Annotated in this window: 19 protein-coding genes and 2 pseudogenes; 10 read left to right on the forward strand and 11 right to left on the reverse strand. The window is 30.2% G+C overall.

The genetic code is table 11. The annotated features are described in order from the left end of the window. Positions 1-344: pseudogene (locus tag HRG09_RS25625) on the reverse strand (efflux transporter periplasmic adaptor subunit); the annotation flags it as partial. Between the two features lie 1,066 nt (positions 345-1,410). Between HRG09_RS25625 and HRG09_RS25630 the strand changes: the two are divergent. The 5 genes from HRG09_RS25630 to HRG09_RS25650 all read left to right on the forward strand — a co-directional run bounded on the left by HRG09_RS25630 (position 1,411) and on the right by HRG09_RS25650 (position 4,254). Beyond that, positions 1,411-2,112 (forward strand): hypothetical protein, encoded by a 702-nt coding sequence (locus HRG09_RS25630; protein WP_174103647.1) that lies wholly within the window; start codon positions 1,411-1,413, stop codon positions 2,110-2,112. 210 nt (positions 2,113-2,322) lie between these two features. After that, positions 2,323-2,952, forward strand: a complete 630-nt coding sequence (locus HRG09_RS25635) for an ATP-binding cassette domain-containing protein (RefSeq protein WP_174103648.1) — start codon at positions 2,323-2,325, stop codon at positions 2,950-2,952. A gap of 70 nt (positions 2,953-3,022) precedes the next feature. After that, on the forward strand, positions 3,023-3,493 hold the full coding sequence (locus HRG09_RS25640; RefSeq protein ID WP_174103649.1) for a stage II sporulation protein M: 471 nt from the start codon (positions 3,023-3,025) through the stop codon (positions 3,491-3,493). A 33-nt stretch (positions 3,494-3,526) separates the two neighbouring features. Continuing rightward, positions 3,527-4,036 (forward strand): hypothetical protein, encoded by a 510-nt coding sequence (locus HRG09_RS25645; RefSeq protein WP_174103650.1) that lies wholly within the window; start codon positions 3,527-3,529, stop codon positions 4,034-4,036. A 23-nt stretch (positions 4,037-4,059) separates the two neighbouring features. Next, positions 4,060-4,254, forward strand: a complete 195-nt coding sequence (locus HRG09_RS25650) for an uberolysin/carnocyclin family circular bacteriocin (protein WP_174103651.1) — start codon at positions 4,060-4,062, stop codon at positions 4,252-4,254. 533 nt (positions 4,255-4,787) lie between these two features. On the opposite strand, the gene HRG09_RS25655 is transcribed toward HRG09_RS25650, so the two are convergent. Both HRG09_RS25655 and HRG09_RS25660 read right to left on the reverse strand, forming a co-directional pair. Continuing rightward, positions 4,788-5,117: a 6-aminohexanoate hydrolase gene (locus HRG09_RS25655; protein ID WP_098165627.1), complete on the reverse strand. Its 330-nt coding sequence runs from the start codon at positions 5,115-5,117 to the stop codon at positions 4,788-4,790. Further along, the gene (locus HRG09_RS25660) at positions 5,110-5,346 is read right to left on the reverse strand and encodes a helix-turn-helix transcriptional regulator (protein WP_000659766.1); all 237 of its coding nucleotides are present in this window, start codon (positions 5,344-5,346) and stop codon (positions 5,110-5,112) included. The genes HRG09_RS25655 and HRG09_RS25660 overlap by 8 nt, the downstream gene beginning before the upstream one ends. A 539-nt stretch (positions 5,347-5,885) precedes the next feature. Here HRG09_RS25660 and HRG09_RS25665 point away from each other — a divergent pair. From HRG09_RS25665 to HRG09_RS25685, 5 genes are all read left to right on the forward strand, one after another. After that, entirely contained in the window at positions 5,886-6,470 is a 585-nt protein-coding gene (locus HRG09_RS25665) for a MarR family transcriptional regulator (protein ID WP_174103652.1), read from the forward strand. Between the two features lie 1,192 nt (positions 6,471-7,662). Beyond that, entirely contained in the window at positions 7,663-8,217 is a 555-nt protein-coding gene (locus HRG09_RS25670; RefSeq protein ID WP_174103653.1) for a DUF3967 domain-containing protein, read from the forward strand. 1,176 nt (positions 8,218-9,393) lie between these two features. Further along, positions 9,394-9,741 (forward strand): cupin domain-containing protein, encoded by a 348-nt coding sequence (locus HRG09_RS25675; RefSeq protein ID WP_174103654.1) that lies wholly within the window; start codon positions 9,394-9,396, stop codon positions 9,739-9,741. Positions 9,742-9,959: 218 nt separating this feature from the next. Continuing rightward, positions 9,960-10,124 (forward strand): hypothetical protein, encoded by a 165-nt coding sequence (locus HRG09_RS25680; protein WP_017150436.1) that lies wholly within the window; start codon positions 9,960-9,962, stop codon positions 10,122-10,124. A gap of 79 nt (positions 10,125-10,203) precedes the next feature. Continuing rightward, positions 10,204-10,476 carry a hypothetical protein gene (locus HRG09_RS25685; protein ID WP_017150437.1) on the forward strand — a complete coding sequence of 91 codons (273 nt, stop codon included), beginning with the start codon at positions 10,204-10,206 and terminating at the stop codon, positions 10,474-10,476. A gap of 629 nt (positions 10,477-11,105) precedes the next feature. Here HRG09_RS25685 and HRG09_RS29765 read toward each other — a convergent pair. The 8 genes and pseudogenes from HRG09_RS29765 to HRG09_RS25725 all read right to left on the reverse strand — a co-directional run. Next, positions 11,106-11,384 (reverse strand): hypothetical protein, encoded by a 279-nt coding sequence (locus tag HRG09_RS29765; RefSeq protein WP_217448168.1) that lies wholly within the window; start codon positions 11,382-11,384, stop codon positions 11,106-11,108. A gap of 164 nt (positions 11,385-11,548) precedes the next feature. Further along, positions 11,549-11,955: pseudogene (locus tag HRG09_RS25695) on the reverse strand (plasmid recombination protein); the annotation flags it as partial. 515 nt (positions 11,956-12,470) lie between these two features. Next, positions 12,471-12,806 carry a PadR family transcriptional regulator gene (locus tag HRG09_RS25700; RefSeq protein WP_174103655.1) on the reverse strand — a complete coding sequence of 112 codons (336 nt, stop codon included), beginning with the start codon at positions 12,804-12,806 and terminating at the stop codon, positions 12,471-12,473. 279 nt (positions 12,807-13,085) lie between these two features. After that, on the reverse strand, positions 13,086-13,469 hold the full coding sequence (locus HRG09_RS25705) for a nuclear transport factor 2 family protein (RefSeq protein ID WP_174103656.1): 384 nt from the start codon (positions 13,467-13,469) through the stop codon (positions 13,086-13,088). 373 nt (positions 13,470-13,842) lie between these two features. After that, positions 13,843-14,199: a DUF3967 domain-containing protein gene (locus HRG09_RS25710; RefSeq protein WP_174103657.1), complete on the reverse strand. Its 357-nt coding sequence runs from the start codon at positions 14,197-14,199 to the stop codon at positions 13,843-13,845. A gap of 633 nt (positions 14,200-14,832) precedes the next feature. Beyond that, positions 14,833-15,483, reverse strand: a complete 651-nt coding sequence (locus tag HRG09_RS25715) for a MarR family transcriptional regulator (protein ID WP_174103658.1) — start codon at positions 15,481-15,483, stop codon at positions 14,833-14,835. A 262-nt stretch (positions 15,484-15,745) separates the two neighbouring features. Continuing rightward, positions 15,746-16,945 carry an ABC transporter permease gene (locus HRG09_RS25720; RefSeq protein WP_174103659.1) on the reverse strand — a complete coding sequence of 400 codons (1,200 nt, stop codon included), beginning with the start codon at positions 16,943-16,945 and terminating at the stop codon, positions 15,746-15,748. Next, a partial coding sequence (locus HRG09_RS25725; RefSeq protein ID WP_174103660.1) for an ABC transporter ATP-binding protein occupies positions 16,942-17,395 on the reverse strand: 454 nt, incomplete at its 5' end. The genes HRG09_RS25720 and HRG09_RS25725, both read right to left, overlap by 4 nt.

Below are 17,395 nucleotides of genomic sequence, written 5' to 3' on the forward strand. Positions count from 1 at the left end.
GCAGCTTGCTTCAGCTGTAAGTTAATTTCTTCATTATCATAAGAGAATAATTTCGTTCCTTTTTCTACCTCTTGCCCTTCTTTCACCGCAATATCCTTCACTTTTCCTTTAGTCGGATCTGCGTAGAAGCTCTCAATATTTCCAGGTTTTACTTGTCCAGAAATCAACTTCGTATTGTTAAGTGAACGTTCTGTCACCTTCTGGAAACTTATATCTGCATTTTTTTCACTCTTCGCTTTTCCTTGCACCATGAAAATATTCGTTGCCGCAAAAAATATACATAAAAGAACAATTCCAATTACAATTTTTTTTTGTTTAATTATAAAACCTATTTTTCGAAACATTTAATATCTATCCCCTTTTTTATTTATATATATTCTATCAAAGTCAATTATCTCAAAATTCTCATATAAAAAACACAAAATATTATTATAAAGAAAAAATATAAAAAATACGTTTACATAGCATTCTCTTGAAATGGTTAAATTTCATTTAATTTTAATAATCTTCTATATGAAACATATTTTTTTCGAATCTCTTATATATAAATAAAATTCAACAAACCATATATTGCACTAACATGAAAAATACTTTATATTTAAAATGATATTTGAAATATATACCAGAAAGAATAGGTAAAGTAAAATGATTCATAATAAATTATTAATAATAAAACTCACTATCTTAAATCAATTCAGACAAAGTATGGATATAAAATCCAAGGAATTAAAAAAAGAATATCCCTATATCCCAATGAAAATAATCCCAATTATAACTCTAATTCTTTGTATAATGGGACTCATAGTTCCTCTAATTACGTCTGTAATTTTAGCAAGTTTATTAATTTATACCAACGATTATATATATTCTCTATATATATACATATATATATATAACCTGAAAAATCTAATAAATAAATTTGAAATCAATAGTGGTAAAATAAATGAACGAATATCCTTTATAAAATATAGCTCTAATAAATATTTATATAATTTATTTAAAATCTATAATCCAATAAATTTTATTCCTATAATAATATTTTTATTGTCTTTTTTAATCAAAGCCATATTAAATCAAGATATTATATTTACTTTTTTAATTATATCTTGCATTTTAACTATTTACTTTATTACGAAAAGAATTGATGTATTCTTTCAATTATTATCTCTAGTCAATTTTTCATACATCTCATACATATTACATAGCATATCATCTGAAATAAAATGGAATAATATACTTAAAATAGATTACTTTATTAAAGATAATAAAAACATTATAAAATTAGACTGGAACCAAATTTTTACATATTATTTTTCATCTATACTTTTACTCTCATTAACATCTTTATTAATTTATAAACTTATAAACAACATAAATAAAACAAATAAAAATATAAAAAAGGAAAAAAAGATGAAGAAAAACTTATCTAAAGATATATTAGTTTACTTGAATTTTTCAAACTCGTTAACATTAAACAGAAAATTATCTTTATGGATACCATTAGGACCAATGATGATTATATCTATACCTTTATTTATAAATATCCCATCTCAAAAATATTTATTTATAATCTTTATGGGAATTATAGTATGTCTTTATACAAAACGTTTTATGTATCAATACACATATTTTTTCCATTATTTTACAAACAAAAAAGAAAAACAACTTTTTAAACTCAATTTTAAAAACCTATTTAACATTCTAAAAACAAAATTATTGATATTACTTATAAACCAATTAACACTTATTATATATATATATGGCTTATACATAACAATATTTTGGAACAACATTCAATTTACCGATTTATTAATTTTAACATTTGTATACATTGTTTCTTTAACAATACCATTATCCGAAAAGAAATTTATTATTTTTGACTTTCAAACATTAAAGTTAAATAAAGATAACGATTATGGTGGCACAATGGAAGTTCTATACTCAATGTGTTTAATAATTTTATTTTTTGTAAACCTAGGATTGGAAGTCAATAATATCAAATTTGACATATCATTTTTAACAATTTTATTACCATTTTTATTCTTAATTTTTTCTGTAACAAAAGTATATTTAAATATCAAAATTTGGGGGATACATCATGAAAATAATTAATTATCTATTCTTAGCTATACTATTCATATTTCAAATTCATCAAATTTTAAAACATAGATATGCTTATAAAAATACTCAAAAAAAATATCATAAAAACATGGTAATTGTCTTTTCTATTATTTTAGTTTTAACATCAATATCAATAATAGCTACATATTTAAATATTTAAAATCCTACAACATAAAAGTAAAGAAAAAGGGAGAACTTAAAATGGAATTAACCATTAATATAAAAAATATAGGATACCAAACAGAAATAATAATAGACAAAGTCAATATAAACATAAAAAATACTGGTCTATATAAATTAGAAGGTAGTAATGGATCAGGAAAATCAACTCTTTTTAAAGCTTTAAATGGTGAATTAGATTGGATTAAAAACCAAGATATAAATGTAGAATTAAATAAAAAAAAAATAAATGTCTTTAAAAACAAAGAAATATTCTTTATAAATGATAGTTTTGAAGGTTATATGTTTTTAAAACCGGTAGAATATATAACTTTTTTATCCCAATTATATAATCAAAAAATCCAACATAATTACATGTTGAGTATATTTGAAAAATTGGACTTTTCTAAATTCTCGCATCATTTAATCAAAGATTTATCACAAGGAAACAAACAAAAGCTAGTATTCATCACATCATTATTAATAAATTGTCCTATTATACTATTTGATGAAGCTTTCGAACATATTGACAAAAATAGCATGAATTATATAAGGAACAATGCTAAAGAACTACTAAATAATAAAATCGTATTACTAACTTCTCACACAAACACATTAAATGACATGATAAAAGATAACCTATACCTAGAAGACAAAAAAATATACTATTAACTTATCTATAAACCATAAAAAAGGGTGAATCAACATAAAAACAATTAAATATGCTTCTATATTAATAAGTGTGATATCTATAATAATTGGCTTTATTATAGGTTTTATCAATAAAAGTAATGGAACATTGAAACAAATTATAGAAACCAAAGGTTTCTTTATAAATTTTTATGAAATATTTATACATAATCTTTGGGTAGCTATCTTGATTATACTCTTAAGTTTCTTAATATATATTGGAGGAACTTTTGTAGTTTTTTCAAATTTCATAATTTTTGGAGAAAGTTTATATATGGCTATGAACTTATCTTATAAAAAAACAATTAGTATATATCTACATGGAATATTTGAAATACCAGCTATAATTATTGCCCTATTTATTTCATATTCAATTTCAACCTTCTTGATAAAAAAACTAAAAGATGAAGATTTTTCAGTTCTTAATAATTTTAAAAAGTTAAAAAAACATTTTATTATAATGATTATTCTATTCATAATAGGAGCAACAATAGAATCATTTACACTTAATATAATGCTATAAAAAATATCATTATTTATAAAAGGAGAGAATTAAATGCATCTACAGTTAATAAACAATCAAAAAGTTATTAGATTTTCATTTTTTATATTATGGCTTTTCAGTACCTTTTTATTATTTATAAATATGAATAACAAAGAAACTCTTATTTTAGAACAAATAAAAGGTTTAGGTGTTTCTCCAGAACAACTTAATTTATTCAAAATAGTATCAGTTGTTATAAATGTATTTTTCACATCAGTATTATTAATTATAGTTTATATAATACTCCGTTGGACATTCAAAAAAATATATAATGATGAACAAACTAGAAAAACAATGTTTTCAAGTATATTTTTCCTTAATTTAAATCTAAAATTTTTGTTATTCATTATATTAAACACACTATCAAATGTATTCGGACTTGATAATTCTAAATTAACAATAATTAATAGTATTCTTTTTATATTAATATCTGTAATTTTAAACGCAAAAATAGCAAAAATTATAAAAATAGACAAATTTTACATTTTACCTATTGTTTTTTTAATCGTCTTAGTTATATAATACGATTATAGGAGGTGAGAAATATGTTATTCGAATTAACTGGTATTGGTATTGGCTCTGGTACAGCTGCAACTATTGTAAACTGGATTATGTGGGGAATGAGTGCTGCTACTATTCTTAGCTTAATTAGTGGAGTTGCAAGTGGTGGAGCATGGATCCTTGCAGGTGCTAGAGAAGCTCTTAAAGCAGGCGGTAAAAAAGCTGCTATTGCTTGGTAAGAACTTATTAGACACTTACATAATTAAAAGAAAAAACACAGTTGAATTTATTTAGCTGTGTTTTTTCTTTTATTAACAAATATGTGAATTTATATATATTTACTAACTTTTAAGTCCCCTTAAATATTTAATCCATCTACATTCGCTTAATATCCTCAAAAACAAATAGGCACGCCATGACAGGAATGTATAAAATCATGTATAGAAAAATAAAGCAAGAACAAGCGAGAATCCTTGTTTTAAAGCGGATTCCTCCATGTCCTTGCTACCGATAACGAAAATTATGTAAAAAAGCTAGCGCGTGGATCTAGCTTTTTTTTTATATTAATAGATGTTCTAATCTCTTTATTTTTCATGTTTTGAATGTATACTTTTGTTATGTATTTCGAAGATATCAGGATATTTGTTAAGAAGTCAATGTTTAAGGGAAAATGAAAGTAAACTAATATTGAAAAGTTTACATTCGAAAATGAACAATAAAAAACAGTAGTGTATAAAATCACTACTGTTTTTTATTGTTTCTTGCAAGTGTATTATTTAAATTCCTGTCTATATAATTTAAACGAATAAATAGCTCCAACGAAGAATACAAAGGCTTCAAATAATATAAAGATTTGACGGAAATTCTCGATATCTTTACCAACTAAAGAAATAAATATGCAATTCATTAGAATTTGAGTAGTAAACATACAAGAAATAATTTTAAAATAAATACCATTTGTTCTTTCATCTGGTTGACCAAATTTTTTGCTGATAATGAAAAGTGCAATTACTGAACCCAAAAATAGAATTGCTGTAAGTCCTACAACGATATTGAAATTGTTTGTGCTTTCTAACATCCATTTGTTTAATAGATCAATCATTATTATCTTCCTTTCCTACATAAGAGAATATTTCGTTTATATCAACTTCAAAATAATTTGCTATTCGATATGCTAACACTAGTGAAGGAGAATAATTATTCTTTTCCATAACGAATATCGTTTGTTTAGAAACCCCAACAGCATCAGCTAGATCTTTTTGTGACATTCTTTTTAATACCCTATATTCATAGACTTTATTTGTTATAGAGTCGCCATGTTTTTCCTTCATAGGTAACACCTTCCTTTCTTAAGACTTATATTAAACCTATTTTATAAAAAAGTAAAGTTTAATTATACAAAAGATAAAAATTTTTATATAAATTAAAAGAAATACTATATCTTTCTTGAAAGTAAACTTCTATTCAAAAGTTTACTTTCATAAAGATAGAAAATCGAGCGAAGCGACAACCGTTTTAGGACGAGAAAATGAAATTTTGAGACCGAAAAAACGGTAAAGGTTGTAGGAATCTCCTACCAAGTCAAAAACGTAGTTTTTGGGGAGTGGGCTCCCACTCCCGTAGCTTGCCCTCTCTCTTTTCTCTTTTAGAATTCTATACTTAATTGCTACTAGGAACATAAAAAAGAGCCCTGTATACAGGGCTCTTTTTTACTTTTGGTTACAACAAAAAAGCCAATCATGATATAATTGAATTGTCGAGAAACAACTATAATGAGAGGCTTTTTTATTCTTATAAAATTCTAATTACATAATAGCATAAAAAGAGTCTCCGTACTAGTTGTAAATACTAGGAATGAGGAGAAAAGTTTATGACAAATACTATCAATTTAAAACAAGCTGAAAAAAATGCAAGATTGAGAGATATTGAGAGTTCGAAGATTTTGTCAGAAGAAGAGATGCAATTAGCAAATGAACTTCAATCAAAAGCTAATGCGAGAGGAATGAAATTAGTTCCTGAACGGAAAGTAAAAAATAAAGCAAAGTTTGCTCAATTTATTCAACAAAATTGGAAGTACATAAACGAAATAAAGTATATAACAACAGCTGAAAAAGCATTTTTAGTTGATATTATACCTTACATAGGTTTTGGATCAAATTGTATTGTTGAAAATACTGAAGTAAAACAACAAATCCCATTAACACAAGAAGGTTTAGGAAAGTTAATAGGGAAAAATAAATCTCAAATGAGTAAAATCATAAAGCCTTTGATTGATAAAGGGATTTTAGATAGAACTGAAGGTAGTATTGAAGAAAATAATGTAAGGACATATGCTATTTTTGTTAACCCTAATATTATTTACTCAGGGGATAGAGATAATGTTAATCCAACGCTACAGGCAATGTTTAGGCGTGTACCAAAAGAATTAAAAAAGTTACCTATACAGTTATTTTAAGTTTAAAAGAACCGATTTAGGTTCTTTTTTTTATTGTTTCGTAGTTGTCATTTTTGACAACTAAAGTTGCTATTTTTGACAACTACGAAAAATCCTGAATCCATTGTCATTACTGGTTTTTTTCTGTTTTTCTATGCTTGTCTCTTCTCACTCTCTATATAGGGAGCTAAAAGTTCCGCAAGGAACGGGTCGTATTTTCCTTCGCTTTGCTACAGAAAATCTCCACCCTTTTCGCTTTGCTACATCCTTGCAAAACTTTTTTCGGCTCGAGTTTTGGCGGCACCAAGCCGACACATCCAAAAGCAACTTTCTTAGATCATCGGCTTGAATTTGCTATTATACGAGCCGAACCGCTAGTGGTTCGATTTAAAATTTCACTTACCAAATTAATAGAATACGTTATATGTGGGGTTTCGCCCCCACACGACGAACCAGCCTCAACCCCAAAAGCAAACGAAAAACCTTTATTTAAAACCGTTTATTTTGCTTTTTAAGCGTTTGTTTTTATTTTCACGGTAAATAGTATTATTTTAGATTTTTATTCTTTAAAATCGATTTTGAGGCGTCTGAATGATATCTAGTGTTTTATTATTATTTGTTTCTAAATTGTAATTTTGTATTTACTTAATTTAGATGAATCTCTTTTAGTATTTTAAAGTAATGTTAGATTGCAATTTATAAAAAATATGTTGTCTACAGCAGGTGCACATTTGATGCTCTGAAGAGTACCTCGTGTACACCTCGACTCTACTTTTAACGAAAAATACGTGTAATTGGAAAATTTTGAGTCGACCGTGAGTCAACATTCTGGAAATTTTCGTGTTCCCACGTTTAAGCTAGGCTTTGCCTAGTCCCAACCCCTAGTTGGGCACAAAAACTCCTTATGCTCTTCTCTCTTTTTTAATTCAGAATTTCCAATTTTATAGAGTAGATCGTTTTTTAGTCAAAAATTATTATGTTAAAAAACAAAATGTTAATTTATTTGTATGTTTTTATTGATTAATTTAAGTAAAGTGGGTATCAAAGAAGAAAAAAGAGATTAAAACTACCTATTTCGTAAGTACAAGATCTAATGAATATTGTGAATGAAGAATTAGGTTTGACTTAACTTGAGTTTATTTAAAGTGTTAAGATAAAGGAGTTATAACTGTTATAACGAATTTGAATTGTTGAAAAGGAGGTTATAACTATCATGACACCTATTATTTATGAAAATGTATCCCAGCTTGCAAAAAGATTAAAAATATCACCTTCTACGGTTAAAAAATATTACTTACTAATTGAGAGTTATAACTGTTATGCCTTTAAAAGAGATGAACGAGAACGAATTATTTTCGATGATTATGATGTTAAGTTATTACAAAGATTAGTAGAGTTAAAAAGTATGCCACAAGTTACATTGGAAGATGCTTGCAAATTACTTTTAGAAGAAGAAGGATTAACAGTTAATAATACAGATATGACTGTTATAACTCCTGGATCTGATGATTTGAAAGAAGTATTGAGAGAATTAAAAGATACAGTGGAGTTACAACAAAAACAATTACAGAATCAAAATGAGCAAATAGCTAAACTAACGAATTTATTGGAATCTCAACAAAAGTTATTGGCTCATTCTAATACTATAGAAAAACAACAAGTTACTGATCGGGATAAAGCTGTTATGACTGTTATGCGAGAACTTCAAGAAGTAAAACAGCTAGTTGCAGCAAATAATGAAAAGAAATGGTATCAATTTTGGAAGTGATGTACTGAGTCCTGGCGTTTATGCCGCGAAAGTTCCTTGAAGATGAGGGGAACCCTCATGCAAACTCGCCAGAGGTGGCCCCAGAAGGGCGGTTTTTGCCCGCTGGGGTTGGCTTTGGGGGTTTGAGGGTTCGGAGGCTCGTGGTCAAGGGAACCGTGGAATAAAAAGCGAGGACGGACCCTAGGACAGGGCAAAGACTAATGTCTTCGCTAAGATTCGTGGTTCTACTGTTAGAAAAAGACGAATAAGAATATAGCATACATAGAATAAGGGAATGCAGTACAGATCAGGATACAAGCATTCCCTTGCTATTAATATGCTGTTTTTTTTTAATATACTTTTATTTATATAGAACGTCGGGTTTGACTATATAAAATATTATATTTTAAAAAGTATCGCCACTTTTGAAAACGCTTACTATAATGAGGGTACAAGAATTCATAAAATTTTAATATAATAATAAATAGGAAATAGTATAGAAATCGCAATGGCAGTTTTGAAATTTAGAGGTGGAGTAATTCTATTAGTGCAAGAACTTTTAAAAGCAGTAATGTAAGTTTATCATTTGTATAAGTTTTATTAGAAAAAAAGTCTTTTATTTTTAAAGGATCTCTTTTTTGTTTAAGTTACAATTTGATAATGAACTTAAAATAATCAGAAAATTCTCTATATTGAAAGCACTTTCTGATAAGATGATATATGGGTTGGATGGCACGAGTGGCTATCAGGGTATTTGGCGTAGGTGGGGCCGATACTAACAGGATAGATGAAATATTGCTTTTTACTATTATGAAATTTTACATATATTATAGAAAAAAGGAACTGACTTATAAAATAATGAGTAGTTCCTTTTTTATTTTACTACTGTTAGGGGTACCGCCAGCATTTTAGAAAAAAACCACGCTAAGAGCATGCAAGATTTTATACAAAAAATAGGAAGACATAGGGAACTATCGGGAGGCCAAAAGGCGCGCTAAGATAGGAATGTATAAAAAATGCATAGATCTCTAGAACAAGAAAAGACAGATCCCTTGTGAGAGTAGGGATCTGTCTTTTCCTTGCTACTGATAAAATTGTGCGTTATGTCAACCGAACATGAATGAAGTATACATTGAATTAATGCAACTGTTAAAATGAAAATGATGGGAAATCTACATAACAAAGGGAGATAAAAGCATGATAAAAAATTTAAATCTAGATACTATTAACCTTAATACCATTACAAAAGATATTACAGATCAACACGTAAATTTTGTTGTATCAGATGTTAATGATCACCGTCTTCGTATTGCAGTCTTTTCAGGAGAATATAAGTGGCATTATCATTCCAATTCAGATGAATTATTTATGGTTCTTGAAGGAGAACTATTGATTGACTTCAAAGATAAAGAAACAGCTGTTCTAAAACCTAACGATACATTACTAATTCCAGCAGGAACTATACACAGAACTAGAGCAAAACAAAGAACTGTAAACCTATGCTTTGAAAATAAAAACGCAGATACTGTTATTATTGATGAGTAGATAAATTAACTTCTGATAACAAGAAATTATGTGAACACAAAAGTCCTCCAGTTAAACAATTGGGAGGACTTTTAATATCCTTCTAAATACATTGAATCCCTATAATGATGTGTTATGTTAACCGAGCATGTATAGAATATACAACCCCAAAAAACAATACATCGCTCTTTCTGAATGGTATAATTTGGTTAAATAACATTGTGTATAAGGGGGAAGTCATGAGTATTAGAAGTTTATTTGACATCAAGCTCTTGCTGATTGGGTTGCTTTTATTTCTTGGTGGAATCTATGTTTCTCAATGGAGCAACCTTGCCATCATAGTTGGGATTGGCGGAGGAATTATTATGGGATTAAGTGCTACCAAGCAATTATTCAAAAACTAGATCCTCTCCCATGTAGGGAGGAGTTTGCTCTTTTTTGTAAAGAGACAACAGAAACTTACGTTTTCTGAAGGAGGACAATATGAATTCTTGGTTTTTAGCAATTCTAATTATTGTAGGTATGATCTCTATTGATGGTATAAACCGAAAGATAAACCGAGTTAATAGAAGACTAGAACGAATAGAAAATAGATTAGAACAGGTTGCTAAACAAATAGGTATCCCAGAGCATGAAGTCAACGAAGAACTTCGCCAATTAGTTAGAGATGGAGAAAAAATTGAAGCTATTAAGAAGGCACGAGAAGTTTTAGGATTATCATTACTTGAAGCTAAAAATTATATCGACTCTTTATAAAATGGATAACTTCTGATAACGAGAATTATGTGAACATAAAAGCCCTCCAGTTAAACAATCTGGAGGACTTTTAATAGTCTTCTAAATATACATGATTCCCTATGCTTCGCTATTTTTTATCTTTTTCCTTTGCTTTTTGGCTAGAGTGCTGGCTCGTCGTGTGGGGGCGAAACCCCACGTTTTAAACGTATCTAAACATCGAATAAGAAGAATTGCGGAACGATTAATCTAGGCGGTTCGGCTCGTATACTTGCTAGTCCAAGTCGAGAACCATTGCTTTGCTTTTTGTCTGTCGGCTTGGCGAAAAAAGCACACGAGCCGAAAAAAGTTTCGCAAGGACAACATTAAAAAGAAAAAGCGATAGCCTTTAGGTGAGGATTAACGAACCGACTTTTTGATGTTGAGGGTGGAGATTTTTGAATGGTTTTCTCAAAAATACGACCCGTTCCTTGCGGAACTTTTAGCCTTTATATATAGAGTGAGAAGAGAGAGAGTTTGAAAAGTGGTATAAAGTGTTGATATAACTAGGTTTATGACGTTTTTCGTGTGTATCGAAAACAATACATATTCGTATCGAAAACAATACACACGAAAATGAGTAAAAAAATAAGATTGACTAATTGTCAATCTTAAAATAATTTATCTGGTAACTCTTTCAATATTTTCATTTTCATAGCTTTATAAAAGATTGCTTTAAGTGCTTCATTTACATTATCCTTATCTCCTGCATAAATAATGTGAGGATTTACAAAAGCTTTTTCTAATTCAACTTCTGAAACATTATTATATAACTCTCGAATTTTTTCACTTTCAATTTCTAGATCTCTTTTTCTAGCATTTCTTTCAGCTTGTCCAAAATCTACAACTTTTGTTATAAAATAATTCTCTCCCTTAGTGGAAGGAATCAACTAACCTATGCTACAATGTGTATAGAATAATATACTAGGTTGATTCCAACCTGAATATAAAAAACCGCCTGTCCGCCAAGACATTGGGCGGTTTTTTCGTCTATCTCTATAATAACATAGAATCCCTTACTAAAGATTCCCATCTACAACATTCAATTCTCTCTTTCATCATCATGTAAAACCATGTTATAGACAGCTAGATTCAGATTTCACTCTTGAAACGCTCAGCATACTGTTTTAACGCTTCCTTTTTGGCTTCCCTATACTTTGGGTCGTCTTTGCCTTCCCCAATCGCTACAACGAGTTCTCATTGCTCATGTGTCTTTGTATCTTTTCTTATCTTGTCATAGTAATCTTTAATTTTACGATCACTTCGTTTTTGCTTCTCATTATACTTGTCTACCGCTTCTTGAAAGACATCCTTGTATACACTACGAATGTCCTTTTGAACAAAGTAAATATTCTCATGTAGCCTGGTTAGATCTATCCCAGGATTTCCATGAACGTTTTTTCTGTTATTATGGCTCAATGAACTTTGGTGAGATTGATTAAATGAAATAGAGAACAACATAAAGTGCCACCACTTCCCCTAGATTAATTGATACCATAAGTCTAGCAAAGCGACGAAATGGAGTCAATTAACGTAACCCTATACGTATTTTGACGCTAACGCATCAAAATCGATAGGGGTCTGCGACGCTTTTCGGCTTTGCCGAGCCATGCTTAGCATGGCAAAGACAAACCTTGGGCTTTGCCCAAACCCACTGGGGAACTCTTCCCCAGACCCCATCCATCGAACACCCCAACCCCTCAATCCTTGAGGGGCTCCCTCGCCGGTTGGCAGAGTCAAAAGGGTACCTTTTGACAACCACAAGAGGGTTGCATAGTGAGTCTGTCAACTCCTTAATGCTCCCTACGGTCCGCTTACCGTTGACAGACATTGAATCTAGTAATTAAGTTTTATATAAAGGGTGCCACCACATTGCTATCCAGATAAGCTCATACAACTTCTATTATAGTAGAGGTTGTTTCTTTTTTCTAAAGACTACGTGTAGAAAATTTAAAGATTTACATATGAAATAAACCCTAATGGGTTTCATTTTTTTCTTTCCCCCCTAGTAACTGATTTACAGTTGTTGATACCATATCCCAACTTTCCTTAAATACCTCTAATTGCTTTAATCCCTTCTTTGTTAAATGATAATACTTACGTTTAGGTCCTAGACTAGAGGTTTTTAAAATTCCTTCGATTAACTTTTCTTTTTGCATACGTAATAAAAGTGGATAAATACTTCCCTCGCTTACAAACGTAAAGCCATACTGATTTAATTTTGGACTTAATTCATAACCGTATATTTCTTCTTGTGAAATAATATATAAAATACAACCTTCTAATACACCTTTTAGCATTTGGCTATGCATCAATTAATCTCCTTTCAATAGATTGTTGTGCAAGTTAGTCTATGATTAGAGTGTAACATTAGGTAACTTGTTTTATAAGTGACTTAATAGTTCTTTAATAAAAAGTATAAAAATAGATATGGGGTGTTATTAACAAATTGAAAAAAATATGCTAAACAAAAAATACAAAAAACAAAGCCGTCCTGTGGGACCGCTTTGTTTTTTTACATAATTATGTGTTATCTGTAATTATTTATTTTTCTATCTGATCTTGATCATTCGGATTCACACTATATTTATTCAACTATAATCTTCAATTAATAATATTTTTCCTTCTTTAATCTCGAATACTGACTTCCCTTTTAGTTTCATCTTATTACCCATCTTTAATCCATTTGGAACATCAATAGCAAGTATTCCTTCATAATCAATTTGTACTTCTACTTTATTATCTATAACACTGTAGTCGATAATTTTCAGATGACGGCTTGAAAGAATTTTTGACGATTTTTCCGCTAGTTCTCTAAAACCCTGTATTCCTCTGATCTCCATGTTAAGTTCATCATTAGAAAGGTTTCTAAACAAGATATCATTATGTAAGAGTTTAATCATTCCCTTCACATCAAATGAATTGTATGCTTTAACATAATTTTCGATAATTTCTTTGATTTCCTCACTAATCATAATCAAACTCCTTTCGCAATTAAGAAATACACAATACTTTACAAATACATTCTCTATTATTTAAAAATTATCTTTCTATCTATTTATTTAATTACTTAATTTTACAATGAATATTGTATATATGTAAAATTAACATCCTCCCACATAATAACAGCAAGGGAATGCTTGTATGCTGATCTGTACTGCATTCCCTTATTCTATGTATGCTATATTTCTATTCTTCTTTTTCCGACATTAGAACCTACAGCTCAAATATCTTGGTTTTTTATCTTTTTCTGAAACACGTCCTATACTTTTTATTTCAGGGTTTGCATGACCACAATCCTCTAGACTTTCATGGTCAAATAAATTTCGTAACATAAACACATAGGATTTAGTGATTCTTCCATAATTGTCCCCACCACGAACCATTTTTAGTAGTTTCTATTTGTTTTTTAGTTTCTTGAACCTCTTTTATAACTTCAACTAATTTTTCATTATTTGATTTTAATCTATTTTCCATCTTTTTTTCTTGTTTACTTTGAAGTTCTGCAACAGTTTTTCGTAATTCTGCAATTTCTTTTTTTTGATCAGCTATTGTTTCCATAGCTAAAGTAAATTGATTCATCATTTGTTGAAATTTTTCTCCAACTTCTATTTGTATGGGAATCCTTAAGGATTCCCATTGTTGCTGCGTTACTGCGATTGTTGTTACGGTTTCCTCTTCAACTTCAATATTCCTAGCAACCATATGGGATAAACCCTCTTCAATCTCCGTTGCGCTTAGATTGCGATTGAATCCCTCCGCAATGAATCGTAATATCTCTACAGTCTCTGGACGATACTTCTTTCCCCTACCTTTTGTGAAATCGTTAGTAATTGGATTTCCATCTACTTACTTCTCCTATCTACACAATTTCTATTACACATCCTACAAATATTATTAATTTCTTTAGGATATATATCAAATTAATTCCACTAAAAAAATTCTTCCTCTTAAAACATACTAGGATTAGTATTACGTACCTACCAATATGGTAAATGAAATTATTGTTCGAAAGATCTAGCGGTTCGGCTCGTATAATAATAAATTTAAGCCGATAATCCTAAATAGTTGCTTTTGGCTATATCAGCTTGGTGCAGACACAACTCGAGCCGAAAAAAGTTTTGCAAGGATGTAGCAAAGCGAAGAAAATACAACCAGTTCCTTATGGAACTTTTAGCTTATATATAGAGTGAGATAGGGAAAATAAAAAAATTCAATAATATCAAGGGTTTATGCGACATAAGGTGTACCCAAAAAGGAACACCTGTGTACCCAAAAAGGAACACTTAAAAAATGTAAAATCGATATAAAAAATAGATGTCAATATAAAAATGACATCTAAAATAAATAAATAGGTAGTTTGTGTTTTGTACCATCTTCAGTAACAAAATTTCTAAGTGATTTTTTAAAGATTTTTTGAGTTGCTTTATCTAACCCATCTTTTGGAGAACAACACATAATATTTGGATTCACAAACCATGTACGACTTGTACAAATCCGACCATCTTCTGTAGTTGTTCCAGTTTCTGCAACTGCTAATAATCCTTTTTTCATTAAACGATTCATTAACTCTGAAACTTTTCCCCTAGTTCTATTTAATTTTCTAGCTAAATAACTAGGTGTTGCACTATCAGAATCAAATTCATTTTCTTTACTTATCCTTTCAACCAAAATATTTGTTTTAAATTCTACATAAGGTATTAAATCCATTAAAAATGCTTTTTCAGCTGTAGTTAAATAATCAATTTCACTTAAATAATTGTAATTATCCATAATAATTTGCACAAACCTCACCCGATTCATTGGCTTTTTCTTTTTTGCAATGAAATATTCTTCTCCTCCAGTTACCTTGCTTAATAACTGTAAAAGCATCATTTTCTCTTCTTCCGAATAACCACCAGCTTGTAATTGATCATAAATATTATCAATCTTACTATCTCTTAATTTTGCTTTTTTGTTGACTTGTCCAAAATCTACTATTTTGTTCACTGTTTCTCCTCCTACTTCCTAAACAAAAAACGAGAAACTAAAAAAGTGTATACATATTCCATTTTAAAAATAAAAACTTCATGTTAAGATACACATAAATTATATTATTCTTGTCTAGGATTTAAAAAAAGAAACCTTGTTACCGCAAGGTTTCTTTTTTAATTTTACCATAAATTTCTACATAAAAGTTTATTCTGTTTCTTCACTTCGCTTTTCTTCGTTCGTCCGCTTACCGTTGGTATAATATTAATAAATCATCAACTTATTCATAACGAAGTGCTTCAATCGGATCTAATTTTGCTGCTTTATTTGCTGGAATTAACCCGAAAATAATACCGAGCGTCATTGAGAATAATACACCGCCAACAACAACTTCCCATGAAACAAGAGGTGGCCATTTTGCAAATGTAGACACAATATATGCGCTGCCATAACCAAGACCAATTCCAATTAATCCACCAAGAAGTGTTAACATAACAGCTTCAATCAGGAATTGCAGTAAAATTTTACTGCGTGTTGCTCCAAGTGCTTTTCGTACACCAATTTCGCGCGTACGCTCTGTTACAGACACAAGCATGATGTTCATAACACCAATACCACCAACAACTAATGAAATCCCAGCGATACCGCCAATAATCATTGTCATAATGCTTGTCATTTTCGAAATACCTTCTTGAATTTCTTTTAAATTCCTCACTTCATATTTACCAGACGCATCATTTGGTTTACGATTATTTAATATATCAGCGGCTTTTTTACCCGCTTTTTCTAAATCATCTACATTTTTCGCTTGAACAGAGATACTTTGAATTTCATCTTTTCCATATAATATTGGCCACAATGTAATGGGAATTAAAGCTTCCGATGGTCCCATTCCCATGAACTCATTATCTGATTTATAGACACCGATAATTTGCATTGGTTGTCCTTTTATCTCAATAATTTTACCGACTGGACTTTCCTTTTTGAAAACCTTTTCTTCCATACTCTGACTGATCATTGCAACGTTACTACCTTGCTCAATATCTGATTCTTGTAAAGTACGGCCTTTTACTACTTTCACTTTATTTACTAAAAAGTACTCACTATCTAACCCTGTAATACTCACCATCTCTTTTTTATCTTCTATATCGAGTGATTCCATACTTGAATTGGTTGTAAGAACATGCGCAATCTCTGGAAGTTTTTTTATTTCAAAAATATCTTCCTCAGTTAATTTCGGTTGTTCCATCACTTCCATACCAAACGGATCGTTTATATCAGCACTATACTGAATTGGAATTATATTATTGCCAGCCCCAGCAAACTGCGACTTCAGCGCTGCTTCTCCACCTTGTCCAATCGCCACAACAGTAATAATGGAACCAACACCGATAATAATCCCGAGCATTGTAAGTGCCGAACGTAGTTTATGAGCTAGAATAGAAGATAGGGCAATCTTTATACTATCTAGTAAACTCATACCGCACACCTTCTATCTTCTGTAATTTTTCCATCTCTTAGTACAATACGACGCGAAGAATACGACGCAACTTCTTCTTCATGCGTAACCATAACAATCGTTGCACCTTCTGCGTTTAGCTTCGTGAAAATATCCATAACTTGTTCCCCCGACTTTGTATCAAGGGCACCAGTTGGCTCATCGGCCATAATAAACGTTGGATCATTTGCAATTGCTCTTGCAATTGCGACCCGCTGCTTTTGTCCACCTGAAAGTTCACTCGGCAAGTGATGTACACGGTCGGCCAATCCAACTTTTCCGAGTGCTTCAAGAGCTCTTTGACGGCGCTCCGCTTTCTTCACACCACCATAGATAAGTGGAAGCTCTACATTTTCTACCGCTGAAAGGCGTGGCAATAAGTTGAAATGCTGGAATACAAAGCCGATATATTCATTACGGATGAGGGCAAGC

The sequence above is a fragment of the Bacillus sp. Xin1 genome, from assembly GCF_013314535.1.
GTDB lineage: Bacteria > Bacillota > Bacilli > Bacillales > Bacillaceae_G > Bacillus_A.

Coding starts and splice junctions, on each gene's coding strand:
- HRG09_RS25630 (WP_174103647.1), top strand. CDS start 1,411: ATGAAGAAAAACTTATCTAAAGATATATTAGTTTACTTGAATTTTTCA.
- HRG09_RS25635 (WP_174103648.1), top strand. CDS start 2,323: ATGGAATTAACCATTAATATAAAAAATATAGGATACCAAACAGAAATA.
- HRG09_RS25645 (WP_174103650.1), top strand. CDS start 3,527: ATGCATCTACAGTTAATAAACAATCAAAAAGTTATTAGATTTTCATTT.
- HRG09_RS25650 (WP_174103651.1), top strand. CDS start 4,060: ATGTTATTCGAATTAACTGGTATTGGTATTGGCTCTGGTACAGCTGCA.
- HRG09_RS25655 (WP_098165627.1), bottom strand. CDS start 5,117: ATGATTGATCTATTAAACAAATGGATGTTAGAAAGCACAAACAATTTC.
- HRG09_RS25660 (WP_000659766.1), bottom strand. CDS start 5,346: ATGAAGGAAAAACATGGCGACTCTATAACAAATAAAGTCTATGAATAT.
- HRG09_RS25665 (WP_174103652.1), top strand. CDS start 5,886: ATGACAAATACTATCAATTTAAAACAAGCTGAAAAAAATGCAAGATTG.
- HRG09_RS25670 (WP_174103653.1), top strand. CDS start 7,663: ATGACACCTATTATTTATGAAAATGTATCCCAGCTTGCAAAAAGATTA.
- HRG09_RS25675 (WP_174103654.1), top strand. CDS start 9,394: ATGATAAAAAATTTAAATCTAGATACTATTAACCTTAATACCATTACA.
- HRG09_RS25680 (WP_017150436.1), top strand. CDS start 9,960: ATGAGTATTAGAAGTTTATTTGACATCAAGCTCTTGCTGATTGGGTTG.
- HRG09_RS25685 (WP_017150437.1), top strand. CDS start 10,204: ATGAATTCTTGGTTTTTAGCAATTCTAATTATTGTAGGTATGATCTCT.
- HRG09_RS25700 (WP_174103655.1), bottom strand. CDS start 12,806: ATGCATAGCCAAATGCTAAAAGGTGTATTAGAAGGTTGTATTTTATAT.
- HRG09_RS25705 (WP_174103656.1), bottom strand. CDS start 13,469: ATGATTAGTGAGGAAATCAAAGAAATTATCGAAAATTATGTTAAAGCA.
- HRG09_RS25710 (WP_174103657.1), bottom strand. CDS start 14,199: ATGGTTGCTAGGAATATTGAAGTTGAAGAGGAAACCGTAACAACAATC.
- HRG09_RS25720 (WP_174103659.1), bottom strand. CDS start 16,945: ATGAGTTTACTAGATAGTATAAAGATTGCCCTATCTTCTATTCTAGCT.